The following is a 21,850-nucleotide window of genomic DNA, read 5'->3' as shown; positions in this document are numbered from 1 at the left end:
TGTCAGTGGTCTCGGATACTGTGTGCCGCCTGAGCAAGATCAGAAAAAGCAGGATCGGGTGGGGAGAGCACGATGTTGGTGGGGGCGGGACAGGTACGGCGCCGACTGGCGCAGGTGGCGTTGCTGGCAGGGGTGCTGACGGGCTGTTCGGGGGCGGCCGAGGACGACCCGAAGGCGTCGGCGAGCGCATCGACGGCTGCGTCCGCGTCGGCCGAGGCGGCGAGTGACGGTGATACGGCGGTGAAGCGCGGCGGCACCATCGGCCCCGCCGGATCGGACTGCGAGCTCCCGGTCACCTTCGACATCGCCCAGTACTGGGAGGCGGAGGCCGTCGACGCCGGGACGGAGAAGGACGAGGCGGGTGGCAGTAAGGGGGGCGGTGACTCCGAGAACAGCGAGCTGGCCCAGGAGATCGCCGACGCGCTGCTGCACCAGGGCACCGTCACGGCCGCCTGCGAGGTGGACGCCAAGCCCGCGGGGAACATCGGCTTCCTGCGCATCTGGACGGGCGAGCCGGGTGACGACGACGCACGCACCGTGCTGGAGGCCTTCCTGGCCGACGAGAACGGCGTGAGCAAGGCGAAGTACAGCGCGTTCAAGGCGGGCGGTCTCGCCGGTGCCGAGGTGAAGTACCTCGTCACGAGCAAGCTCCTGGAGGAGACGAAGGAGGAGACCGCCCTGGCCGTCACCACCGAGAAGGGGCCGGTCGTCATACACCTCGGCGGGATGGACACCGAGGAGCACCGGGCGATGCTGCCGGCGTACGAACTGGCCAAGAAGACGCTGCGGGTCGGCTGAACGACGGGTGTGTCCGGCGCGGCTGAGAGCCGCCGCGCCGGACGCCGGTCCTGAGCCCGTCCGGTGCCGGTTCGAAGCCGGTCCCGAGGGTCAGGAAGCCGTACAGGTACCGACCACCGGGGCCGCGTCGGTGCCGTTCTTCATGACCGTGAAGCCGAAGCTCGTCGACGCTCCGGCGGCCAGGGTGCCGTTGCCGTTCGGCCTCATCGTCATGACGTTGCCGCTGGTGTCCCAGCTGGGTGTGCCGTTCCAGGTTGCGGAGACCTGCTGCGGGGGTGTCACGGTGACGGCCGCGGTCCAGTTGCTGATCCCTGAACTCCCCGCGGTGATGGTGACCTTGCCGTTGAAGCGGTCACTCCATTCCTCGGCCTTGCTGTAAGTAGCCGTGCAGGCGGTGCCGGGAGTGCCGCCGCCGGAGGAGCCGCCGAGCGCGGTCAGGACCGCGTTGTACGCCGGCTTCTTGTTGTAGTTGCCGTCGAACAGCAGGGGCGTTCCACTGGCGCGCCAGGAGTACTTGTCGGTGACGCCCCAGACGGTGATGCCGGTACAGCGCGAGACGGCCAGGCAGGCCCGCGTCACATTGGTGTAGCTGTTGGCCTGTGCCGTGCCCGAGCCCTCGATGTCCAGCTCGGTGATCTGCACGTCGACGCCGAGGTCGGCGAAGCGCTGCAGGTTCGTCTGGTAGTCGGACGGGACCGGGGAGGCGCTGTTGAAGTGAGACTGGAAGCCGACGCAGTCGATCGGTACGCCGCGGGACTTGAAGTCCCTGACCAGGTTGTAGACGGCATTGCTCTTCGCGTTGACGCCGTCGGTGTTGTAGTCGTTGTAGCAGAGCCTGGCGGCGGGGTCTGCGGCGCGGGCGGTGCGGAACGCCTCCTCGATGAAGCCGTTGCCCAGCTTGTCCTGGAAGGGCGAGCTGCGCCGGGCGCCGCTGCTGCCGTCCTGGAAGGCCTCGTTGACGACATCCCAGGAGTGGATCTTGCCCTTGTAGTGCTGCATGACCTGGGTGATGTGGTTGTTCATCGCCGATCTGAGGTCGGCGGTGCCGAGTCCCGCGACCCAGCTCGGTAACTGGGAGTGCCAGACCAGGGTGTGCCCGCGGACCTTCATGCCCCGGCTCTGTGCGTGGTTCACGATCTGGTCGGCGGAGCCGAAGGTGAAGGTGCCGCGGGTGCGCTCGACGGCGTCCCACTTCATCTCGTTCTCCGGCGTCACCGAGTTGAACTCGGTGTTGAGCGTCGAGGCGTACGGGGCTTCGCCCAAGTGGTTCGCGGCGACGGCGGCGCCGAAGTAGCGGCCCTTCTCGGCTGCCGCGGCGCCGAGGGTGCCGGCGGCCTCGGCGGTACCCGCTAGGGCGGTGACACCGCCGGCGGCGAGCAGGCCCGCCATGCCGAGGGCCAGTGCGGTGCGGGTGCGCGAGCGGCGAGGGCGCCGCTCGGGAGGCGGGTCGATGGATGTGCTGGTCACCATCTCGTCTCCTTCCCAGGGCTTCGAAAGTTTCGGACTGATTTCCGAATTTCGCGGCAGACCCTAGGAGCGACACCCCTTGCCGTCAACAGACTGCACATCCACCGGCCCCAGTTGGCTCAAGAGAGCCCCTCTGCGACACTCTTCGGCAGTTCGAAAGTTTCGGGCTGCTCTACGAGCCCTCGCCGGTGTAGAACGCGATCGTCGCCGCCGTCGTGGCCGCCACGACCTGTCCGTCGGCGCCCGAGGCGGTGTAGGCCTCTCCCCACAGCTCGCCGGACCGGGTCGCGTACGCCTTGCCCTCGTCCGAGAGCTGCCAGGCCTCGGACTCCTCCTTGCTCATCCCACCGCCGGCGAGGTGCATGGCGAGGCCCAGCAGCCCGAGGTCCCAGCCGATGCCCACGGCTCCCGGTCCGAACCGGTCCCAGAACTCGTCCGGGACGACCGCCACGTGCTCAAGCTCCAGCACCGTGCGCTCCTCGCCCTCCGGCGTGATCCGCACCTCGACCTCACTGAACCCCGGGTCGGGCCCGTACAGCCAGCTCACGCGCAGCCATGTGGGCTCCTCGCATTCGAGGATCTCGCCACCGGCGTTGCCCTCCAGCTGGTAGCGCCCGCCGACCTTGAACTCCCCGCTGACGGGCAGGAACCAGCGGCTGATCCGCTCGGGCGACGTCACCGCGTCCCACACGTCGGTCAACTCGGCGTCGTACGTGCGCCGCAGCAGCACCGTGCGGGCCTCGCCCGCCTCGACCTGCCGTGCAGCGACCTGCCGGTGCAGGCGGTTCAGCTCGTCGACGATCTCACTCATCCCCGGTCGCTTCCTTTCTCAGCCTGCGCTCACGCCTGCCTCGCGCGAGTTCCGCCCCGAGGGCGTCGAGCCGTTGTTCCCAGAAGCCGCGGAACCTCTCCAGCCATGCGTCCACCTCGCGAAGCGGCGCGGCGTCGACGGCGTACAGCCGGCGCGTGCCCTCGGCTCGCACGGACGCGAAGCCGCTCTCGCGCAGCACCCGCAGGTGCTGCGACACGGCCGGTTGGGAGATTCCGAACTCGTCCTGGATCACGGCACCGATGTCGCCCGATGCCTGCTCGCCGGTCGCGAGCAGCTCCAATATCCGGCGCCTGACCGGATCACCCAGCACATCGAATGCGTGCACGGCTTCACTATGCCGGCGACTGCTTATATAAGGCAAGACTTAAACAACGGGCCTGGCCGGGCCGGGGCCCGAGCGGGGCGTCCGGGGCGTCCGCCTGCCCCGCGCCCTCCCGACTATCCCCGGTCGGTGAGGAACCCGTCGAGTGCCGCGGTCAGTTCGGCCGGCTTCTCCACCGGCAGTTCGTGGCCGGCATCAAGGACCCGGATCACCGCGTCGGGGTAGGCCTTCGCCATCCGCAGCATCTGCGCGAGCGGCAACTGGATGTCGTGGTAGCCGTGCACCATCAGGGTGGGCGTGCGTATCTCGCCGACCCTGTCCAGCACATCGAAGGCACGCATGGCGCCGTAGAGCGTCATGACGACTTCGCGGGGGGTGTCGGCGGAGGAGCGGATGTACTCGCGGATCTCCTCGCGCGGGTAGCCGGGGGCGAAGGCGCGCTGGATGTTGGTGGCGACGAACAGCTGGAAGGGGGCGAGCGTCGAGGCGGCCATCAGCAGGGCGCGGCCACGGCTGTAGGCCATCCTGCCGATGGAGTTCACCAGCACCATGCGCTCGACCCGTTCCGGGTGGGCGAGGGTGATGGTCTGGGCGATCATGCCGCCCATCGAGTGGCCGGTGATCGCGAACCGCTCGATCTCGAGGTGGTCGAGGAGGGCGAGCACGTCCTTGGCCAGGTCGTCGATCGTGCGCGCACCCGCCCCGCTGCTCTCGCCGTGCCCGCGCAGGTCGAGCCGGACGACGCGCCGCTTCTCGGCGAAGTGGGCCACCTGGTGGTCCCAGCGATGCCGGTTCGCCGTCCAGCCGTGGACGAACACCAGGGGCACACCCGAGCCCTCGCGGGGACCCTCGTCGTCGTACGTCAGCGTCGCGCCGTCGACTTCGAGCTGCGACATGGGTGGCCTCCTGGGATACGGCGGGAAGGGTCTGGTTACTGATCGGTACGGTAACCGGCGTCGTGGCCTGCCGTCACCGCCGTTCGTCCAGGAAATCGAGGATGTGCCCGAACACGTCGAGGGCCGCTCCCCTGCCGAGGAACGTGTCCAGGTGGCCGTAGCCGGGGATCTCGGTGTAGGTCACGTCCAGTTGCGGCCGGCGGTGGGCGAGGACGTCGCGGCACAGCTCCTGGGAGTCGAGCCACAGGTCGTTCTCGCTGCCCGCCAGGAGCAGGACGGGGGCGTCGATGCGGGCAGCCGCGTCCAGGGCGTTCTGCGGGAGGGCCCGGTAGCGCTGGTCGGTGTCGTGCCAGCGGACGACGGTGCGGGCCAGTTCGATGCGACGCAGGTGCGGCAGGATCCACAGCGGGGCGGGGCCGAGGAGGTCGGCGAGGCGGTTGTGGGTCGTGTCGGTCAGGTGCTCGTGCACGAACAGGGAAGCCCCGGTTCCCCAGGCCGAGTTGTGCAGGATCTGGCAGGTGGGGTCCGGGCAGGTCGCCTTGCGGGAGGCGAGGGCGAACAGCGGGGTGTACTTCGACCGCAGGCCGACCTTGCGGAAGTCGACCGGGATGTGGTCGATCCGGGACTTCAGCAGCTCCCCGGCCAGCGTCATGCGCAGGGAGGTGCGGCCCGCGAGCTTCGGCGTGAGGAACACGCCCTGGGACACCACGCCGGCAAGTCCGGGGACCAGGCCCGCCGTCATGCTCAGGGAGAGGGTGAGGGAGCCGATGCAGTGGGCGACGGCGAACAGGGGGCTCTCGCCGACGCGGGTGCGGATGTGGCGGACGGCCTCGGGGATGTCGTACAGGGCGACATCGTCGTAGGTGTACCGGCGGCCCGTCTCGTTGTACGGGAGGCGGCAGCTGCCCCGCCAGTCGAGCAGCCAGGGCTCGTAGCCCTCGTCCAGCAGGACGTCGACCAGGTTGCGGGTCTCGGGCAGCAGGAACATGTCGGCCGAGGCGGTGTGTCCGTGCAGGAGCAGCACGGCGGGGCGGCCCCGGTCGCCGGTGTCGATGCGGGTCAGGCCGAGGCGTACGCCGTCGCTGGTGTGGAACGGGATCTCCTCGACCCTGGCCGGGTCGAGGCGGTGCTGGAGGGGGCGCAGGGTCGTGGTGGTCCTGACCTTGCGCAGGGCCGGCCTGGCGGGCCTGGGGTTCGTCGTCCGGAAGATCATCGGTGGTGCTCCGTGGGGGTCTGGGTGCGGCGCAGGTCGAGCAGGTCCGCGGCGGCGCGGGCGAAGGGCCCGAGCAGGCCGCGGCCCATCTCCAGGCCGAACCAGGCGAGCCAGGTCAGCTTGGCGGCGCGTTTCTCCTGGCTGGTGAGGCGCGGATCGACCTTGATGCCGTCGATCTGGTCGCGCACGTAGGAGTCCGCGGGGACGACGACCTCGCCGGCCAGGCTCGCCGGTTCGCCCTCGCGGCCGAGCTCCACGGTGAGGGCCCGGGTCTGGCGCCAGACGTCGCGGCGGGCGCGGGCGTACTTGTGGCCCTCCAGCCACCAGCGGCCACCGTCGGCGTCCGTCAACTCCATTCGGTAGCGCAGGAGTTGGTGGCGCAGGCCGTGGCGGTGCGGGATGCCTTCCTCGGGGCGGACCCAGATGTCGCCGCGTTCCACGGCCAGCGGCTCGGGGTGCACGGCCGGGCAGGTGACCTGGCCGCGTACGTCGACGCGACGGTCCGTCACCAGCTGGTGCATGCTCGCGATGGAGAGGGTCAGGGACATCGCACAAGGGGTGTCGGGCGCGGCTCCGGCGGGGCCGACGCCGCCCTCGGTGGTTTCGTCGAACCAGAGGTAGGGCTGGTCGTCCTTGTGCGGGAGGCGGGCCAGACCGTCGCCGGCGAGGCGTTCGAACGTCTTCAGCTGGGCGCGGGCGTCGTAACGGGCGGCCGGCTGGAGTCCGAGTGCCTCGACCAGTGCCGTGGTGCGGTCGGCGACGGCGGCCGGGCCCTTCAGGGTGGCCTCGCACAGCTTCAGGGCGGTAGGGCTCTGCAACACGCGGGTGAGGAAGGCCAGTTCGGGGACCGGGTCGGCCTGCAGCCGGGCCAGAGCGTCGGTGCGCCACTCGTCCCAGTCCTGCACGCGGACGTGCATACCGCCGAGCGCCATGTCCTGCACGACGTCGTCGAGGGTGTTGGGGACACCGGTGAGGTTGTAGTCGAAGCCCCAGGCGTCGGGTTCGCAGACGGCGGCGACCGCGACGCGGCTGACCCAGTCGACCGGGGCGGCGTTGAGGTAGCGGAACGCGGGGACGGTGCGGAACCGGCCGAAGGCCGAGATGAGGCCGCTGCTGAGGTCCTGGGGGTTGTAGGCGCCGGTCCTGCTGTGGCCGCCGATTCCGCCGGGGCGCAGCGCGGTGACGACCAGGCCGTGGTCGCGGGCCCGGCGCAGGGCGACCTCCGCGGCCCACTTGGTCTGGTCGTAGCCGGCGATCAGGCGGTCGATGTGCGCGAAGGGGTCGTCCTCGCCCATGGAGGGGATGCCGACCTCGTTGAAGACGGCGATCGAGGAGATGTGGTGCAGGGGCTTGGGGCGCCCGGTCGCTGCGAGTTCGGCCAGGGTGAGGGCGCCGAGGACGTTGCTGCTGCGCAGGGACTGGTACCCGCGCAGGAAGTCCACGGCGGCCGCGACGCCGACGACGCTGTCCAGCTCCTGGGCGAGAGTGTTCCAGAGGTCGTCGGACAGGCCCAGGTGGGGCTGGCGCATGTCGCCGGGGAGGACGGTGATGCGGCGGCGGACTTCCGACGACCAGGGCAGCGAGTAGCTCTTGAGAGCGTCGCCGAGCCGGGAGGTGGCCGCCTCCTCGTCGGCGGCCCGGACCAGGCAGTAGACGTGGGCGTCGCTGTGGCGCAGCAGGTCCAGGAGCATATGGCTGCCGAGGAAGCCGGTGGCTCCGGTCAGCAGGATGCGGCGGGGCGGGAGCGGGTCGGGCGAGGCGGTGAAGGGGAGACGGTCGGCGAGGGCCAGGTCGGCGAGGATCTGGGTGAGGTCCTCGGGGCGGGCCGTGGCGTCCGAGGGGGTGGGGCGGGCAAGGGTCGGGAGGGGCGGAGGGGCGGTCACGGCCGGGGGCGAGGCGGCGGCTGCCGGGGGCTGAACCCGGACCGCCACAGGTGCGGGCGCTTGCGGTACGGCGGCTGCCGCTACGGCGGTTCCCGCTACGACCGTTTCCGGTCCGACGCCCGGGGCCCCGTTGCTGCTCCCGAACCCCCGCCTTGCCAGGCTGATCGGCCGGGCGTCGGCGAACACCTCGTCCAGGTCGATCTCCATGCCCAACTCGTTCTCCAGCGCGGCGACGAGCTCCACGGCATTGACGGAGGTACCCCCGGCGTCGAAGAAGTCGGCGTCGGGCGACAGCAGGCCTGCGGGGACGTAACGGCCGGCGACGGCTGCGACGGCGGCCGCAAGGGTCTCCACGTCACGCGGCGTGGCGCTGCCGGTGTCGGTGCCGGACGGCGCCACCGCGCTGCTCGGTACCGTCTGCTGCGGAGTTGAAGGTCCCGCGGTCTCCGGCTGCGTGGGCGGCGTGGCCGATCGCGCGAGCCTGGCCAGCAGGTCGGTCACGGACAGACCGAGACCACCCCGCTCTATCTCCTCCGCGGTCGCCCGCTGTTCGGCGGCTGCCGACACGTTCTCGTTCACCTCACGCATGAGAGCCCTTCACGGTGTTGCCCTGCCCCTTGATCGGTACTGACCGGCCGGTTGCCGGCCGTCACTGCCTCCGCCACGAGCGGAACGCCCGCAGGTGTTCCGGCGTGACCACGGTCTCCAGTCGGTCGTCGTCCTGGTCACCGCCGCCCAGCGCCGACAGCAGACGGCGGGCCGGGGTGTTGCGCGGCGTGCGCTCCGCCGTGAGGCGGACCTTGGCGCAGTCCAGTTCCTCGGCGCGGTCGGCCAGCCATTGCAGCAGCCGCTCCTCCACGCCCCGGCCGAGTGCACGGCAGCTCATCAGCCAGGCCAGGACATCGAGTCGGTCACCCCGGCGCTGCACCGCGAGTAGGCCGATCTGGCCGTAGTCGCCGAACCTGTCACGGGCCGCAGCCGTCCAGACCTCACCGCGTTCGCGCCACCGGGCGACATCGCCGCCGTCGGTGGAGCGGGCACGGAGGGTGAACTGGTTGGTGCGGGCGACGAGTTGCTCCGCGCGCTGGACATCGGCGTCGGCCAGGGCCCGGATGTCGACCTCCAGGCCCAGCTGGTCCAGGAACTCCTCGAAGCTCGCCTGTTCGCGGACGGCGTCCCGCTCCCGCTCCTGCTCGTAGAACCGCGCCCGCAGCCCGTCCTCGGCCGTCGCGGCGGCAGGGACCAGCGGCCACAACCTGCGCAAGAACTCCGGGAGTTCGGCGACCGGGGGGCAGGTCACCGACAGTACCTGCGGCAGCGCCGAGCGCATCCTTGCGATCTCGGCCGGGTTGTCGTCGAGGAACAGGAAGCTGTCCAGGCCCAGGTTGAGCGTCCGCGCCACGTCCGCGAGGCGAGTCGGCTTCGGCCCCCAGGCCGCGGAGAGCACGCTGAAGTGCTCGGCCTTCAACGGGCTGTCCGGGCGGTCCAGTACGGCGCGGACCGTGTCCTCGTCGTTGTTGCTGACCAGGACGAGCAGTGCGCCCGCCGCGCGCCACTGCAGCAACCGGCGCGCCAGCAGGTCTCGCGGCCCGGTCAGGTCCACGGCCTCGGGGCCGGTCTCCCCGGCCACGCCGCCCCACAGGGTCTCGTCACCGTCGACTGCGATCACCTTCGGCGCCGGGCGCCGGACCGCCCGTACGACCTCGGCGAGGCGGAGCGCCACGGCCGCCTGGAAGTGCGGGGTGAACGGGAGGTGGGCCAAGCGCTCGGTGCGCTCGTCGAAGCGTTCCTCGACGGGATGGTGGCGGGTCCACTCGTCGGGGCCGAGCACCACGATGCCGGGCACCTCCGCCACCTCGGCGGCGATCTCCTCTTCCCACCGCCGCAAGCGGTCCTCACTCTGCGCGGCGGGCAGGAAGCCGACGATCAGCGGCTTGCGGGTGCGCTCGGCCACGGCACGCAGGGCGGCCGGGTAGGCGGTGCGCAGTTCGGCCAGCAGGGCGTCGTCGACGGGGCCGAAGCGTTGCAGGTCCGTCGCCCGCAGGAGCACGACGCCCGCCGTCGTGCCGGGGTCGGCGAACACGCCGGACGGGTCGCGCAGACTCGCCGGCACGTGGTGGTACGGGGCCTCGGCGACGGTCGTCACGCTTCCGTCCCGTACCGACTCGTTGACCGCCGTTTCGCACATCGGCGGCAGGTTGCCGAGGGCGAAGGTGGCGGCGAGGGCGAGGGTGTGGATATGGGCCGGCGCCGGTGTCGTACGAACCGGCCCCGTCGCGTCCTGCGCCGTCTCCGCGAGCAGACGCACCAGCGCCTCCCCCAGCTGGGCAACGGTCACCGCGTCCAGGATGTCGAGGTTGTGGTCGAGGCGGATCCGGCCCGCGTCCGGCGTCATGGTGACCATGAGGTCGAGGTCGGAGTAGCCCGTGCCCGCCGGCAGCACCTCCAGGCCGGTCAACCCGCCCGCGGCGCGTACGTAGTTGAAGTACACCTCCACCAGCGGCGCGTTCGCGCGGTACAGGCCCTGCTGGGCGAGCACCGGCAGTACGTCGGAGAACATCGCGCCCTTGGTCAGGACCCGCTGCAGCCGCCCGTCGGTGCGGCGCAGCACCTCCTCGACGCGCTCGCCCGCATTGGCCTCGGCCGGGAAGGGCACCGGCACGCCGAAGAAGCCCAGGGCGTCGTACGCGTCGGCGTGGATGCGGGTGTCGACGGGCACGGCGAGGACGAAGCGTTCGAGCTCGCGCTTCCTGGCCAGCAGGACCGTCAGGGTGCCGAGGCAGAAGGCGGCCGGGGTCACGGCCAGACGGCTCGCGGCGGCCGAGATGCGGTCCATGAGCCCGTCGGGGATGGGCACGGTGACGCTGCCGGCGCGGTACGAGCGGGTGTCGGGCCGCGACCGGCTGAGGGTGAGGTCGAGGCGTGCGCTGCCTTGGAAGGCCTCGCGCCACTCGGCGGATTCGGCCCGGGCGTCGGCTCGGCTCCCGTCCCTCCCGTCGCCGCTCCCGTCGGCTTGCTCGCCCGTCTGCTGGGCCTCGATCAGCAGCGCGATGTCCCGGTTGGTGACCGTGCCGCCGAGCACGTCGCCGGACAGCTCGGCGTCGATCTCGCTCGCCACCAGCAAGAGCGACTGCAGGTCACTGACCGCGTGGTGAGCGCCGTACACCAGCGTCTGACCGCGCTCGCCGCCATCCAGCAGCTCGAAGCGCCACAGCGGCGCGACGGTCAGGTCGAACGGTGGTTCGAGGAGCTCACGCAGCCGGTCGGCGGCGTCGAAGGAGACCTCGTCCGGGACGACCGTCCACCGCAGCAGCGGTTCCGGCAGTTCACGGTGCACCCGCAGCTCGCGCCCGCCTTCGCTCGCGGTGACGATGGCGGTGCGCAGGGCCGCGTGCCGTGCGGTGAGGCGGGCGAGGACGGCGGTCAGTGTCTCGGGGGTGGTCGGCGTGGTGAGGCGCACAGCGAGGCCGACGGCGTGGGCCGCGTCCGGCATGCCGGGCTGGGCGCTGCGCAGCAGCCGTACGACGTCGCGGGTCGCGGGGTGCAGTTCGGTCGCCGGTACCTCGGTGAGGTGCTGCGGCTCGTCGTCCTGTGCCGTGGTGCGCCGTTCGGGCAGCGCCGTGCTCAGGGCCTGGGCGAGGCCGCGCATGTCGGCGGCCGAGAAGACGGTGGCTGCGGGGAGTTCGACGCCGAGTTCACGGGCGAAGGCGTTGCGCAGCCGCACCAGCATGAGGGAGTCGAGGCCGAGTTCCTTCAGGGCCGTGGTGGCGGAGACCTGGACCGCGCCGCCGGCGACCTCGCCGACCCTGGCGCGTACGTATGCCTCCAGGCGTACGGTCCGCTCGGTGTCGGTCGTCGCCGCGAACACCTTCTTGACCAGGTCGTCCGTGCCGGGCGTACCGGTGGGGACGGTGACCAGGTCGGCCAGGATGGGGCGGGTGCGGGCCGCGTCCGGGTCGAGGGACAGCAACTCCCAGTCCAGGACCATGGGGGCGAGCTGACGGCGGGCGGTGCCGAGCACGCGCTCGAAGAGCTCGCCGCCGTCCTGCGCCGAGAAGGCGACCAGACCCGAGCGGCCGGTCTCCGCCTCGCGCACGCCGGACTCGGACACCATGCCCACTCCGGACCAGGCACCCCAGTCCAGGCTGAGGGCACGACGGTCCGTGCGGGAGAGGTGGTGCGCCCAGGCATCGAGGAAGGCGTTCGCCGCCGAGTACGGGCTCTGCCCGGCCGAGCCGAGCAGACCGGCCGCCGACGCGAACAGTACGAAGTCCGCCGCTTCCGGGGTCAGTTCGGAGAGCAGCGCGGTGCCCAGGACCTTGGGGCCGAGGACGCGCAGGACGCGCTCGTCGGTCAGGTTGCCGATGGTGGCGTCGTCCAGGACACCGGCCGCGTGCACGACCCCGGTGATCGGGCCGAGTGCGTGTCGTACGGCGTCCAGGGCGGCGGCCAGTCCGTCGCGGTCGGCGACGTCCGCGCGCGCCAAGTGCACGGTCACACCCCGCTCTTCGAGTCCCTGGATCCACCCCATGGCGTCCGCGGCAGGCGCGCTCCGGCTCATCAGGGCCAGCCGGCGGGCGCCGCGACGGACCAGGCGCTCGGTGACGACCCGCCCGAGACCACCCAGGCCGCCGGTGATCAGATACACGCCGTCCGGGGCGGTGGCCCCGTGCCCGGCGTCGTCCGGGCGGGTGCGGGTCAGGCGGGGCACCAGTCGCTCGGTCTCGCGCAGTGCGACGAGCCGTTCGTCGTCGGCGTGCCGCAGCTGGGTCCACAGGGCGTCGACGCCGTCCTTCGGAGGGAGATCGATGAGGGTGGTCCTCAGCTCCGGGTGTTCCTGGGCCGCGGCGAGGCCGAAGCCCCAGGCGAGTGCCTGCTGAGGGTGCGTCACCTGCGTGCTGTCACCGGCGGCTTGGCTGCCTCGCACGACGACGAAGAGCCGGGGCGCCGGCCCCTGCGCCCGCTCGGCGAACGTGCGCACCACATGGAGGGTGCTCAGGCAGCACAGCCGCGCCGCCACCTCGGCGGTACCGACGTCCTCGATCGCGGGCGCGTCGAGTGCGGTCAACTGGACGACACGTTCGGGTGTTTCGTTCGCGAAGGCCTCGTCGAGGAGGCGGCGCAGATGCTGTGGGTCGGCAGGGTCGAGGACGTAGCGGCCGGGGCCCTCGGCGGCGAACTCCTCACCCCTGCGGGCGATCACAAACGGCACCGAGGTGCCCAGCCGCTCGACGAGTTGGGCCGCTACGCCCGACTCGTCGGCCAGGATCAGCCACCTGCCCTGCGCAGGGGGCTCGTTGGCGATCGGGCGGGGCTGCCAGCGAGTCTCGAACAGCGCGCCGTCCAGCGGCGAGAGCGCGGCCAGTTCGAACTCCTCCGCCTCCAGGAGAAGGCGATCCTTCTTGTCGTACAGACGGAGGTCGAGCGTCGCGGTGTCGCCGGACACGGATCGCAGCTCGCAGGTCACCCATGCGGGCGTGGAGCGGAGACCGGTGTGGCGGAGCCGACCGACCCCGGCAGGGATGAACGCCCGCCCCTCGGGTGCGTCGCCGGGCAGCGCGGCCGTGTGGAAGGCGGCGTCCAGGACGGCCGGGTGGAGGAGATGACCGGCGGCGGGCTTGTCGGCCAGCCGGGCGAGGGCGGTGGATGGGGCTCGGTGGCCCGACTCCAGGCCTCGGAAGGCGGGGCCGTAGTCGATGCCGAGGGCGGCGAGGGCGCCGTAGACGGCGGGCAGGTCGACCTGCTCGGTGCACTGCTCGCGCAGCGCGGCGAGTGACTCGCCGGCCTCGACGGCGGGCTCGGCGATGGGCTCTGCAGGCGTGACCGGCGTGACGGCGATCCGTCCGGAGACGTGGCGTTCCCAGGGAACGCGCTGTCCGCCGCCGGTGGGCGCGGAGGCGATGGTGAAGTCCCGGAAGCCGTCGTCGGCGGGCCGCAGGACCAGTTGCAGCCGGGTCGGCCGGGACTCGTCGAGGCGCAGCGCCTGAAGGAACCTGACGTCGGCGAGCCGCACGTCGCCGCCGTCCTGCACGGTGGACGCGGCTTCCAGCGCCATGTCGAGGAAGGCGGCGCCGGGCAGCCAGACCTCGCCGGTGACCCGGTGGTCGGTCAGATAGGCGAAGCGGCTGTCGCGCAGGTCCACCTCGCTCTGGAAGAGGTGCCGGTCGGCTTCGTCGCTGGCCTCGACGTGGGTGCCCAGGAGCGGCGAGGCGCCGGTCGCGGTGGCCGGGGCGGGTGCGAGCCAGTGGCGCTCGCGGGCGAAGGCGTAGGTGGGCAGGTCGGCACGCCGGCCCTCAGGGAACAGCGCCACCCAGTCGGGCGTGTGGCCGCCCGTGTACAACTCCCCCAGCCTGCGCAGCAGTACGTCCCGTCCGCCCCGCTGGCGGCGCAGCGAGTCGACGCTCACCGCGTCGATTCCGGCGTCCGCGGCCACCGCTTCGATGGACGCGCCGAGCGAGGGGTGCGGGCTCAGCTCGACGAAGTAGCGGTAGCCGTCGTCCAGCATGCGGCGGACCGTGTCGGCGAAGCGGACGGGCTCGCTGAGGTTGGCGTACCAGTAGGCGGGGTCCAGACGGTCTCCGGGCACGGGCTCCGCCAGCACCGTCGAGTAGAGCGGGATCGTGGTCCCGGTGCCCCGGATGCCGGACCAGCGGTCGAGCAGGTCCTCGCGGAGCCGGTCCATCAGCGGGGTGTGCGAGGCGAACGGGGTCGACAGCGACCGCGCCTCGATGCCCTGCTCGTCGAGGCTCCGGCGCAGCTCGGCCAGCGCGTCGCCGGTACCGGACACGGCCGTGGAGTGCGGGCTGTTGACTGCGGCCACGAACAGCCGGCCGGCGTACGGCGCGAGGAGTTCCTCGACGCGCGGGCGCGGCAGGTCCAGGGACAGCATGCCGCCCTCGCCCGCGACCGGTGCGACCGCCTGGGCGCGCCCGGTCACGACGGCCACGGCGTCGTCCAGGGTGAGGGCGCCCGCGCCGTACGCGGCAGCTATTTCGCCCAGGCTGTGCCCGACCACGGCATCCGCGTTGACTCCGAGCGCGCGCCAGGCGGCCGTCAGTGCCGCGTTCACCGCGAACAGGGTCGGCTGCAGATACTCGGTCCGCTCCAGAGGGGTGAACTCCTCCGGAGCGCGCAGCGCGTTGAGCACCGACCAGCCGACGTGCCGCTGGACCGCCTCGTCGATCCGGGTCAGCTCTTCGTGGAACGCCTCCGACTGGGCCATCAGGTCGATGCCCATGCCGGGCCATTGACCGCCGTGTCCGGCGTAGACGAAAGCGACCTTGCCGGTCTGCTCCTCCCGGAACGGCGGCAGCGTGATCTTCCCGGCGGCCAACTCGCCCAGGACTGCGCGCAGTTCGTCCACGCCTTCGGCGAGGACTGCGGTTCGGCGCTCGAAGTGGGTGCGGTGGCGGGCCAAGGTGTGGGCGAGGTCCGGCAGTGCGGCGGCGTCGGTGTCCTCGGCGAGGTGACGGGCCAGGGCGGCCGCCTGTCCGCGCAGGCCCTCCTCGTTGCGGCCGGACAGAACGAACAGCCGCTGCCCGGCGGGCAGCTCGGGCGCCGTCTCCGGCACCGGGGCCCGGGGGGCCTCCTCCACGATCACGTGGGCGTTGGTGCCGCTGATCCCGAAGGCGCTCACACCGGCACGCCGCACCCGCTCCGCCGACGCGGGCCAGGCCGTCTCCTCCCGCAGCAGGTGCAGGCCGCTGTCCGTCCAGTCGACGTGACGGCTGGGCGTGTCCGCGTGCAGGGTGCGCGGGAGGGTCTCGTGGTGCAGGGACTGCACGACCTTGATCAGGCCGACCACTCCCGAAGCCGCCTGTGCGTGCCCGATGTTGGACTTCAGCGAGCCCAGATACAGCGGGCGCTCGTCGGTGCGAGTGGCGCCGAAGACCTCCGCGAGGGCGTTCGCCTCGATCGGGTCGCCCAGGGTCGTGCCCGTGCCGTGCGCCTCGACGTAGTCGATGTCGGCGGGCCCGAGGCCGGACTGCTCCAGGGCGCGCCGGATCACCTGCTCCTGCGCGGGCCCGTTCGGCGCGGACAGTCCCTGACTGCGGCCGTCCTGGTTGACGGCGGTGCCGCGCAGCACGGCGAGGATCCGGTCGCCGTCCCGGCGGGCGTCGCCCAGTCGTTTCAGTACGAGCATGCCGGCGCCCTCGGCCCAGATGGCGCCGTCGGCCGCATCGGAGAAGGAGCGGCAGCGGCCCGTCGGCGACAGGCCGCGCAGCCTGCTGAACTCGACGAAGGTCTGCGGCGTGACCATCAGCGTGACGCCGCCGGCGAGCGCCAGATCGCACTCCCCCGCCCGCAGCGCCTGGGCCGCCAGATGCACCGCCACCAGAGACGACGAGCAGGCCGTGTCCACCGTCAGCGCCGGGCCGTTCAGCCCGAGCGTGTACGCGAGCCGGCCGGAGGCCACGCTCAGCGCGGAGCCGGTACCGACGTAGCCGTCCAGTTGGTCCAGGCGGGTGCCGGACAGGTAGTCGCTGCCGAACATGCCGACGTACACACCCGTCGTGCTGCCCGCGAGGTCGGCGGGCACGATTCCGGCGCGTTCCAACGACTCCCAGGCGGTCTCCAGCAGCAGCCGCTGCTGTGGGTCCATGGCCGCCGCCTCCTTCGGGGTGATGCCGAAGAAACCGGCGTCGAAGGAGTCGATGTCGTCGAGGAACCCGCCCTCGCGGGCGTACGACTTGCCCAGCGCGTCCGGGTCGGGGTCGTACAGCGACTCGACGTCCCACCGCCCCGCCGGGAACGGTCCGACCGCGTCCCGGCCCTCGGCGACGAGGCGCCACAGGCCCTCCGGGTCGCTCACCCCGCCGGGCACCCGGCAGGCCATGGCGACGAGGGCCACCGGCTCGTCCGAGGAGGGCCCCGGCGAGGCGGGGGTCCCGGGCACGGGCTTCTGGCTCGTACGGTCCGTTGTCGCGAGAGCGCCGGACAGCAGGTACTCGGCGAGGCGGGTGGGCGTGGGGTGGTCGAAGAGGAGGGTGGCGGGGAGCTTGCTGCCGATGCGGGTGCTGATGCGGTTGCGCAGCTCCACCGCTGTCACCGAGTCCATGCCGAGGTCACGGAGCGGCTGGTCGGGACGCACGGACTCCGCGGAGCGCAGGCCGAGCGCGTGGGCGGCCTCCTCGCGGACCAGGGCGAGGACACGTGCGGCGCGTTCGGGCTCCGGGAGCCGGGCCAGACGGTCGGCCAGGGTGTGGCCGCCGGTCCGGGCGGAGCGCGGTGCGGGGAGCAGGGAGCGCCACAGTGCACCCGTCGGGGCAGCGGTCCTGAGGCGGGGTAGATCCAGGGCCCAGGCCACCAGGTGCGGGGTGTCGCGCCGCAGGGACAGTTCGGTCAGCTCGCGGCCCTGGTCGGGGGTGAGAGCGCGGTGGCCGAGTCGGGCCATCCGTTCCAGGTCGGCGTGCTCGGCGGCGAGCCCCTCGCCCGCCCAGGCCCCGAAGGAGACCGAGGTGCCGGGCAGGCCCAGGGCACGCCGGTGGTGGGCGAGTTGGTCGAGGAAGACGTTGGCGGCGGCGTAGTTGGCCTGGCCCGCGTTGCCGACGACTCCCGCGGCCGAGGAGACCAGGAGGAAGAGGCCGAGCGGGTGGCCGGCGGTGAGCCGGTGCAGGTGAGCGGCACCGTCGACCTTGGGGCGCAGCACGTGGGCGAGCCGTTCGGGGCTCAGTTCGGCCGTCACGCCGTCGGCGAGGACACCGGCGCAGTGGACGACACCACGCAGCGGAGACGCGTCGCCGAAGCGCGCCAGTACGCCCGCCACGGCCGTCTCGTCCGCGACATCGCACGCGGCGACCTCGACCTCGGCGCCGAACGTGGCCAACTCGGCGATGACTTCGGTCGCGCGGGGATCGGCAGCGCCTTGACGGGACGTCAGCAGCAGGCGCGGGACGCCGTTCTCGGCCAGAACGCGGGCCATGTTGCGGCCCACCGCGCCGAGGCCTCCGGTGATCAGCACCGTGCCGTCGGTCGGGATCGGAGCCGCGGGCCGGCCGGAAGGTGCGGGACGGGCACGGACCAGGCGCGGCGCCAGCAACTCGCCTCCGCGCAGGGCGAGTTCCGGCTCGTCGGGGTCGGCCACCGCGGTGAGCGGGGGCGGCTCGTCACTGCCGTCCAGGTCCAGCAGGGTCAGCCCGAGGTCGGGGTGTTCGGTGCGGGCGCTGCGGGCCAGGCCCCACAGCACCGACTGGGCGGGCTCGGGGACGGTGTCACCATCGGCGGCCGCGATCGCTCCGCGGGTCACCCAGATGACGCGTGCGGGCGCCTCGCCGGACGGGAGGGCGATCAGCCTCTGGAGTTCCGCCAGGGCCGTTGCCGCCACCTCATGTGCCGTGGCGGCCGGTTGGATGCCGGCCGTCGGTCGGGGCCAGAATCGTACGACGGTGTCGGGGCCGTCGTCGGAGACCTGCATGCCGGCCGCGCGCAGGTCGTGCAGGGCCGCCGCGACGGCCGGGTCCGACTCGTCCCCGTGGACGGCCCATGCGGCGCCGGGCGCCTCCGCCGTCTGCTCCCGTACTGCCGTCCACGCCACCTCGTACAGGTGCCGGGCGTTCTCCGAGGCGCCGGCCAGGTCGGCCGGGTCCACGGCCCTGAGGCGTACGCCCTCCAGTCGGCCGGCCGGGAAGCCGTCGGCGTCCCACAGGGCGACGTCCAGTGTGAGGTCCGTGCCGGACGCGCCTGTGCGGCGGACGGACACGGTCAGGTCCGTCGTGCCGACGGGAGGGAGCACGCAGCGGGCCATCGCGACCGGCAGCAGGACCCGCTGGTCGGAGATGTCGAGAGCGGCGGCGACGTGGAGGGCGGCATCCAGGAGCGCCGGGTGCACCTGGTAGGGGTCGGCCGAGTCACGGGCGGCGGACGGCAGCGAGAGGTGGGCGATCAGGGTCCCGTCGCCGGTCGCGGCGGCCCGTCGTACGCCCTGGAAGGCCGGGCCGTAGCCGAGGCCGAGCCCGTTCAGCCGCTCGTAGGTGTCCTCGCGCCAGGCCGGTTCGGCGGTCTCGGGCCAGGTCGGAGGCTGGTCGGTCGGCACGGCAGCCGACTCGGCGGCGGAGGCGGTGGCGTGCAGGGTCCAGTCGGTGGCTTCCTGGCCGCGTGGCCGGCTGTGAACCGTGATCTCCGGAACCGTTCCTGCGGTGACCACCTCGACGGACACCTCCACCGTGCCGGTTCCGGGCAGGGTGAGCGGTGCGAGGAGGAGCAGGTCGGTCACGTCGGCAGGGATGCCCGGGCGGGCCACGTCGAGGGCGGCGCGGCACAGCTCCATCAGGGTGGTGCCCGAGACCACGGTCCGGCCGAAGACCTGGTGATCGGCAAGCCAGTCCGCGGTGGCCGGGGACCACTCGTTGCGGAAGGTCCAGCGGGTCTCGTCCGCCGACTGGAGCTGGATGCCGAGCAACGGGTGCGCGGCGCGGTCGAAGAGGCCGGGTGCGGTCGCGGAGGCGGCGGCTTCGATCCAGTGGCGCTGCGCGTCCCAGGCATAGGTCGGCAGATCCGCCGGGGTGGGGTGCGGGACCATGCGGCGCCAGTCGAGTCGCCGTCCGTGGACGTGGAGTTCGGCGGCGGCACGGTCGAGGCAGGCGGGGCCGTCCTCGTCACGGCGCAGCGATCCGACCGCGACCAGGTCCTCGTCGATCGTGCTCAGTGCGGTGAGCAATGAGGGGTGCGGGCTCAGTTCGACGAAGTGACGGTAGCCGTCGGCGGTCATGCGCTCGACGGTGGGCGCGAAGCGGACGGGTTCGCGCAGGTTGGTGTACCAGTAGTCGGCTTCGAGTTCGTCGGTGACCGGCTCGGCCGTGACCGTGGAGTACCAGGCGACGGACGTCGGGTAGGTGATGACGCCGTCGAGTTCGTCGAGGATCGTCGCGCGGACCGGTTCGACCTGGGTGCTGTGGGAGGCGTAGTCGACGTCGAGGCGGCGGACGAAGACCTGCTGCCGGTCGAGGTCGGCGAGGAGGGCTTGCACGGCGTCGACGGCACCGGCGATCACGGTCGAGCGGCCGCTGTTGACGGCGGCGACACCGATCTCGCCGCCGTGGTCGGCGAGTCGGGCCTCGACGTCGGTGTGCGGCAGCGCGACGACGGCCATCGTGCCGGTGCCGGACAGCTCGGTCAGGGCCTGGCTGCGCAGGGCGACCACGGCCGCGGCGTCGTTGAGGCTGAGCGCCCCGGCGACGCAGGCCGCGGCGACCTCGCCCTGGCTGTGCCCGACGACCGCGTCCGGCCGTATGCCACGGGCGCGCCACACGGCGGCGAGGGACACCATCACGGCGAACAGGACCGGTTGGACGACGTCCACGCGGTCCAGGGCCGGGGCACCCGCGTCGCCGCGCAGGACGGACGTCACCGACCAGTCGGTGAACGGGCGCAGGGCGGCGTCGCAGCGGTCCAGCTCGTCGGCGAACACAAGGTCCCGGTCGAGGAGATCGCGCGCCATGCCGGCCCACTGGGAGCCCTGCCCGGGGAAGACGAACGCCACCTTGCCCGCGGGGCCGGTCTGTTGAGAGGTGATCACCGACTCCCCGTCGGCCTCGTCGTCGGCGAGGGCTCGTAGCGCGGTGAGCAGCTCGTCACGGTCACCGGCCCGGAGGACGGCTCGGTGCTCGAAGTGGGTGCGGTGGTGGGCCAGGGTCGCGGCGACGGCGGGGAGCGGCAACTCGGGCTGCTGAGCCAGGGCTTCGAGAAGGCGTACGGCCTGCCCCCGGAGTGCGGGGAAGGTGCGGGCGGAGAGCGGGAAGAAAGTCGTACCGGGAAGGTCGCCGGGGGACTGCGGCTGCGTCTGTTCCTCGGGCGCCTCCTCCAGCACCACATGGGCGTTCGTGCCGCTGATGCCGAACGCGCTCACGCCGGCGCGTCGCACCCGCTCGGGATCCCGTGGCCACGCCTGGGCCTCGCCGAGGACGCGCAGACCGCCGTGCGCCCAGTCGATGTGCTCGGTCGGGGTCTCGGCGTGCAGGGACGCCGGTATCCGCTCGTGGTGGAGGGCCAGCACGGTCTTGATGACACCGGCGATGCCGGCCGCGGCCTGGGTGTGGCCGATGTTGGACTTCAGGGAGCCGACGCCGAGGGGGCGGTCGGCGGGGCGGTCGGGGCCGAAGACGGCGGCCAGGGCGCGGCCCTCGATGGGGTCGCCCAACGGGGTGCCGGTGCCGTGCGCCTCGATGTGGTCCAGGTCGTGCGGCTGGAGCCCTGCCGTGTCGAGCGCGGCCCTCAACACCCGTTCCTGAGCGGGGCCGTTGGGGGCGCTGAGGCCCTGGCTGCGGCCGTCCTGGTTGATGGCCGAGCCCTTGACGACGGCGAGGATCCGGTCGCCGTCGCGGCGCGCGTCCGCCAGCCGCTTGAGCAGCACGACGCCGCAGCCCTCGGCCCACACCACGCCGTCCGCGTCGGCCGAGAACGGGCTGCACCGCCCGGAGGGCGACAGTCCGCGCAGCCGGCTGAACTCGACGTGCCCTCGCGGCGTCACCAGCAGCGTCGCCCCGCCTGCCAGCGCGAGGTCGCACTCGCCGCCGGCCAGGGCCCGAGCCGCCAGATGCAGGGCGACCAGGGAGGACGAGCAGGCGGTGTCGACGGTGACCGCCGGCCCCTGCAGGCCGAGGGTGTAGGCGATACGGCCGGACGCCACACTGGAGGCCGAGCCGGTGCCGACGTGCCCGTCGAGCTGGTCCAGGGCGGCCGACGCGAGGTAGCCGCTGTCGTACAGGCCGATATAGACGCCCGTGGAGCTGCCGTTCAGCGTGTCCGGGACGATCCCGGCGCGCTCGATCGCCTCCCAGCCGGTCTGCAGGAGCAGCCGCTGCTGGGGGTCCATGGCCGCGGCCTCACGGGGCGAGATCCCGAAGAAGGGCGCGTCGAAGCGGTCGATTCCGGCGAGGTAGCCGCCGCGCAGGGAGTACGCCTTGCCGGTGGCCTCCGGGTCGGGGTCGTGCAGCCCCTCGGTGTCCCAACGGCCCGCCGGCACCTCGGTGATGGCGTCCTCGCCATCACCGAGCAGCCGCCAGAGGGCCTCGGGGTCGTCGGCGCCGCCCGGGAAGCGGCAGGCCATGGAGATGATGGCGATGTCGTCGTCCTGCCGCCCGGCCGCGCCCGCCCGGGCGGGCGCGGCGGTCACCGTCTGCGTGGGCCCGTCGTCGAACACCGCCCCGGAGAGGGCCGTGATGGTCGGGTGGTTGAAGACCAGCGACGGGTCCAGGGTCCGGCCCGTCAGAGCGGACAGCTCGGCGGCCAGGGTCACCAACTGCCGTGACCCCAGCCCGAATTCGGCGATCGGACGGTCCGGGTCGACGGTCGGCGGGGCGAGCCCGGCCGCCTCGGCGACGGCCGACTCCAGCCAGGCCCGCACTCCCTCCGGATTGGTCAGGGACTGCTCGAAGGAACGCTTCGGCGACTCGTGCGCAGGCATGTAGACAGGTGTCCTCGTGGATTCGGGCAAGGCTGTGG

The 21,850-nt window shown here is 72.6% G+C and carries 8 protein-coding genes; 1 reads left to right on the top strand and 7 read right to left on the bottom strand.

The genetic code is table 11. The features are described from left to right. Nucleotides 1–72: 72 nt before the first annotated feature. Complete coding sequence (locus tag ACWGDB_RS20705) at nucleotides 73–798, top strand: lipoprotein (RefSeq protein WP_453823726.1); 726 nt, start codon at nucleotides 73–75, stop codon at nucleotides 796–798. A 90-nt stretch (nucleotides 799–888) separates the two neighbouring features. Here the strand turns inward: ACWGDB_RS20705 and ACWGDB_RS20700 are convergent, their stop codons facing one another. From ACWGDB_RS20700 to ACWGDB_RS20670, 7 genes are all read right to left on the bottom strand, one after another. Next, nucleotides 889–2,268 (bottom strand): endo-1,4-beta-xylanase, encoded by a 1,380-nt coding sequence (locus ACWGDB_RS20700; protein ID WP_453823725.1) that lies wholly within the window; start codon nucleotides 2,266–2,268, stop codon nucleotides 889–891. A gap of 169 nt (nucleotides 2,269–2,437) precedes the next feature. Beyond that, on the bottom strand, nucleotides 2,438–3,076 hold the full coding sequence (locus ACWGDB_RS20695) for an SRPBCC family protein (RefSeq protein ID WP_453823724.1): 639 nt from the start codon (nucleotides 3,074–3,076) through the stop codon (nucleotides 2,438–2,440). Beyond that, a complete protein-coding gene (locus ACWGDB_RS20690; RefSeq protein WP_453823723.1) occupies nucleotides 3,069–3,422 on the bottom strand; it encodes an ArsR/SmtB family transcription factor in 354 nt (117 codons plus the stop codon). Before ACWGDB_RS20690 ends, ACWGDB_RS20695 begins: the two co-directional genes overlap by 8 nt. A 113-nt stretch (nucleotides 3,423–3,535) precedes the next feature. Continuing rightward, nucleotides 3,536–4,315 (bottom strand): alpha/beta fold hydrolase, encoded by a 780-nt coding sequence (locus ACWGDB_RS20685; protein WP_453823722.1) that lies wholly within the window; start codon nucleotides 4,313–4,315, stop codon nucleotides 3,536–3,538. 73 nt (nucleotides 4,316–4,388) lie between these two features. After that, a complete protein-coding gene (locus ACWGDB_RS20680) occupies nucleotides 4,389–5,528 on the bottom strand; it encodes an alpha/beta hydrolase (RefSeq protein WP_453823721.1) in 1,140 nt (379 codons plus the stop codon). Continuing rightward, entirely contained in the window at nucleotides 5,525–7,999 is a 2,475-nt protein-coding gene (locus ACWGDB_RS20675) for a thioester reductase domain-containing protein (RefSeq protein WP_453823720.1), read from the bottom strand. The genes ACWGDB_RS20680 and ACWGDB_RS20675 overlap by 4 nt, the downstream gene beginning before the upstream one ends. Nucleotides 8,000–8,060: 61 nt before the next feature. Next, on the bottom strand, nucleotides 8,061–21,812 hold the full coding sequence (locus tag ACWGDB_RS20670) for an SDR family NAD(P)-dependent oxidoreductase (protein WP_453823719.1): 13,752 nt from the start codon (nucleotides 21,810–21,812) through the stop codon (nucleotides 8,061–8,063). Nucleotides 21,813–21,850: the final 38 nt, after the last annotated feature.

Source organism: Streptomyces sp. NPDC055013 (assembly GCF_053608645.1).
This window is presented reverse-complemented; position numbering and strand designations above follow the sequence as displayed.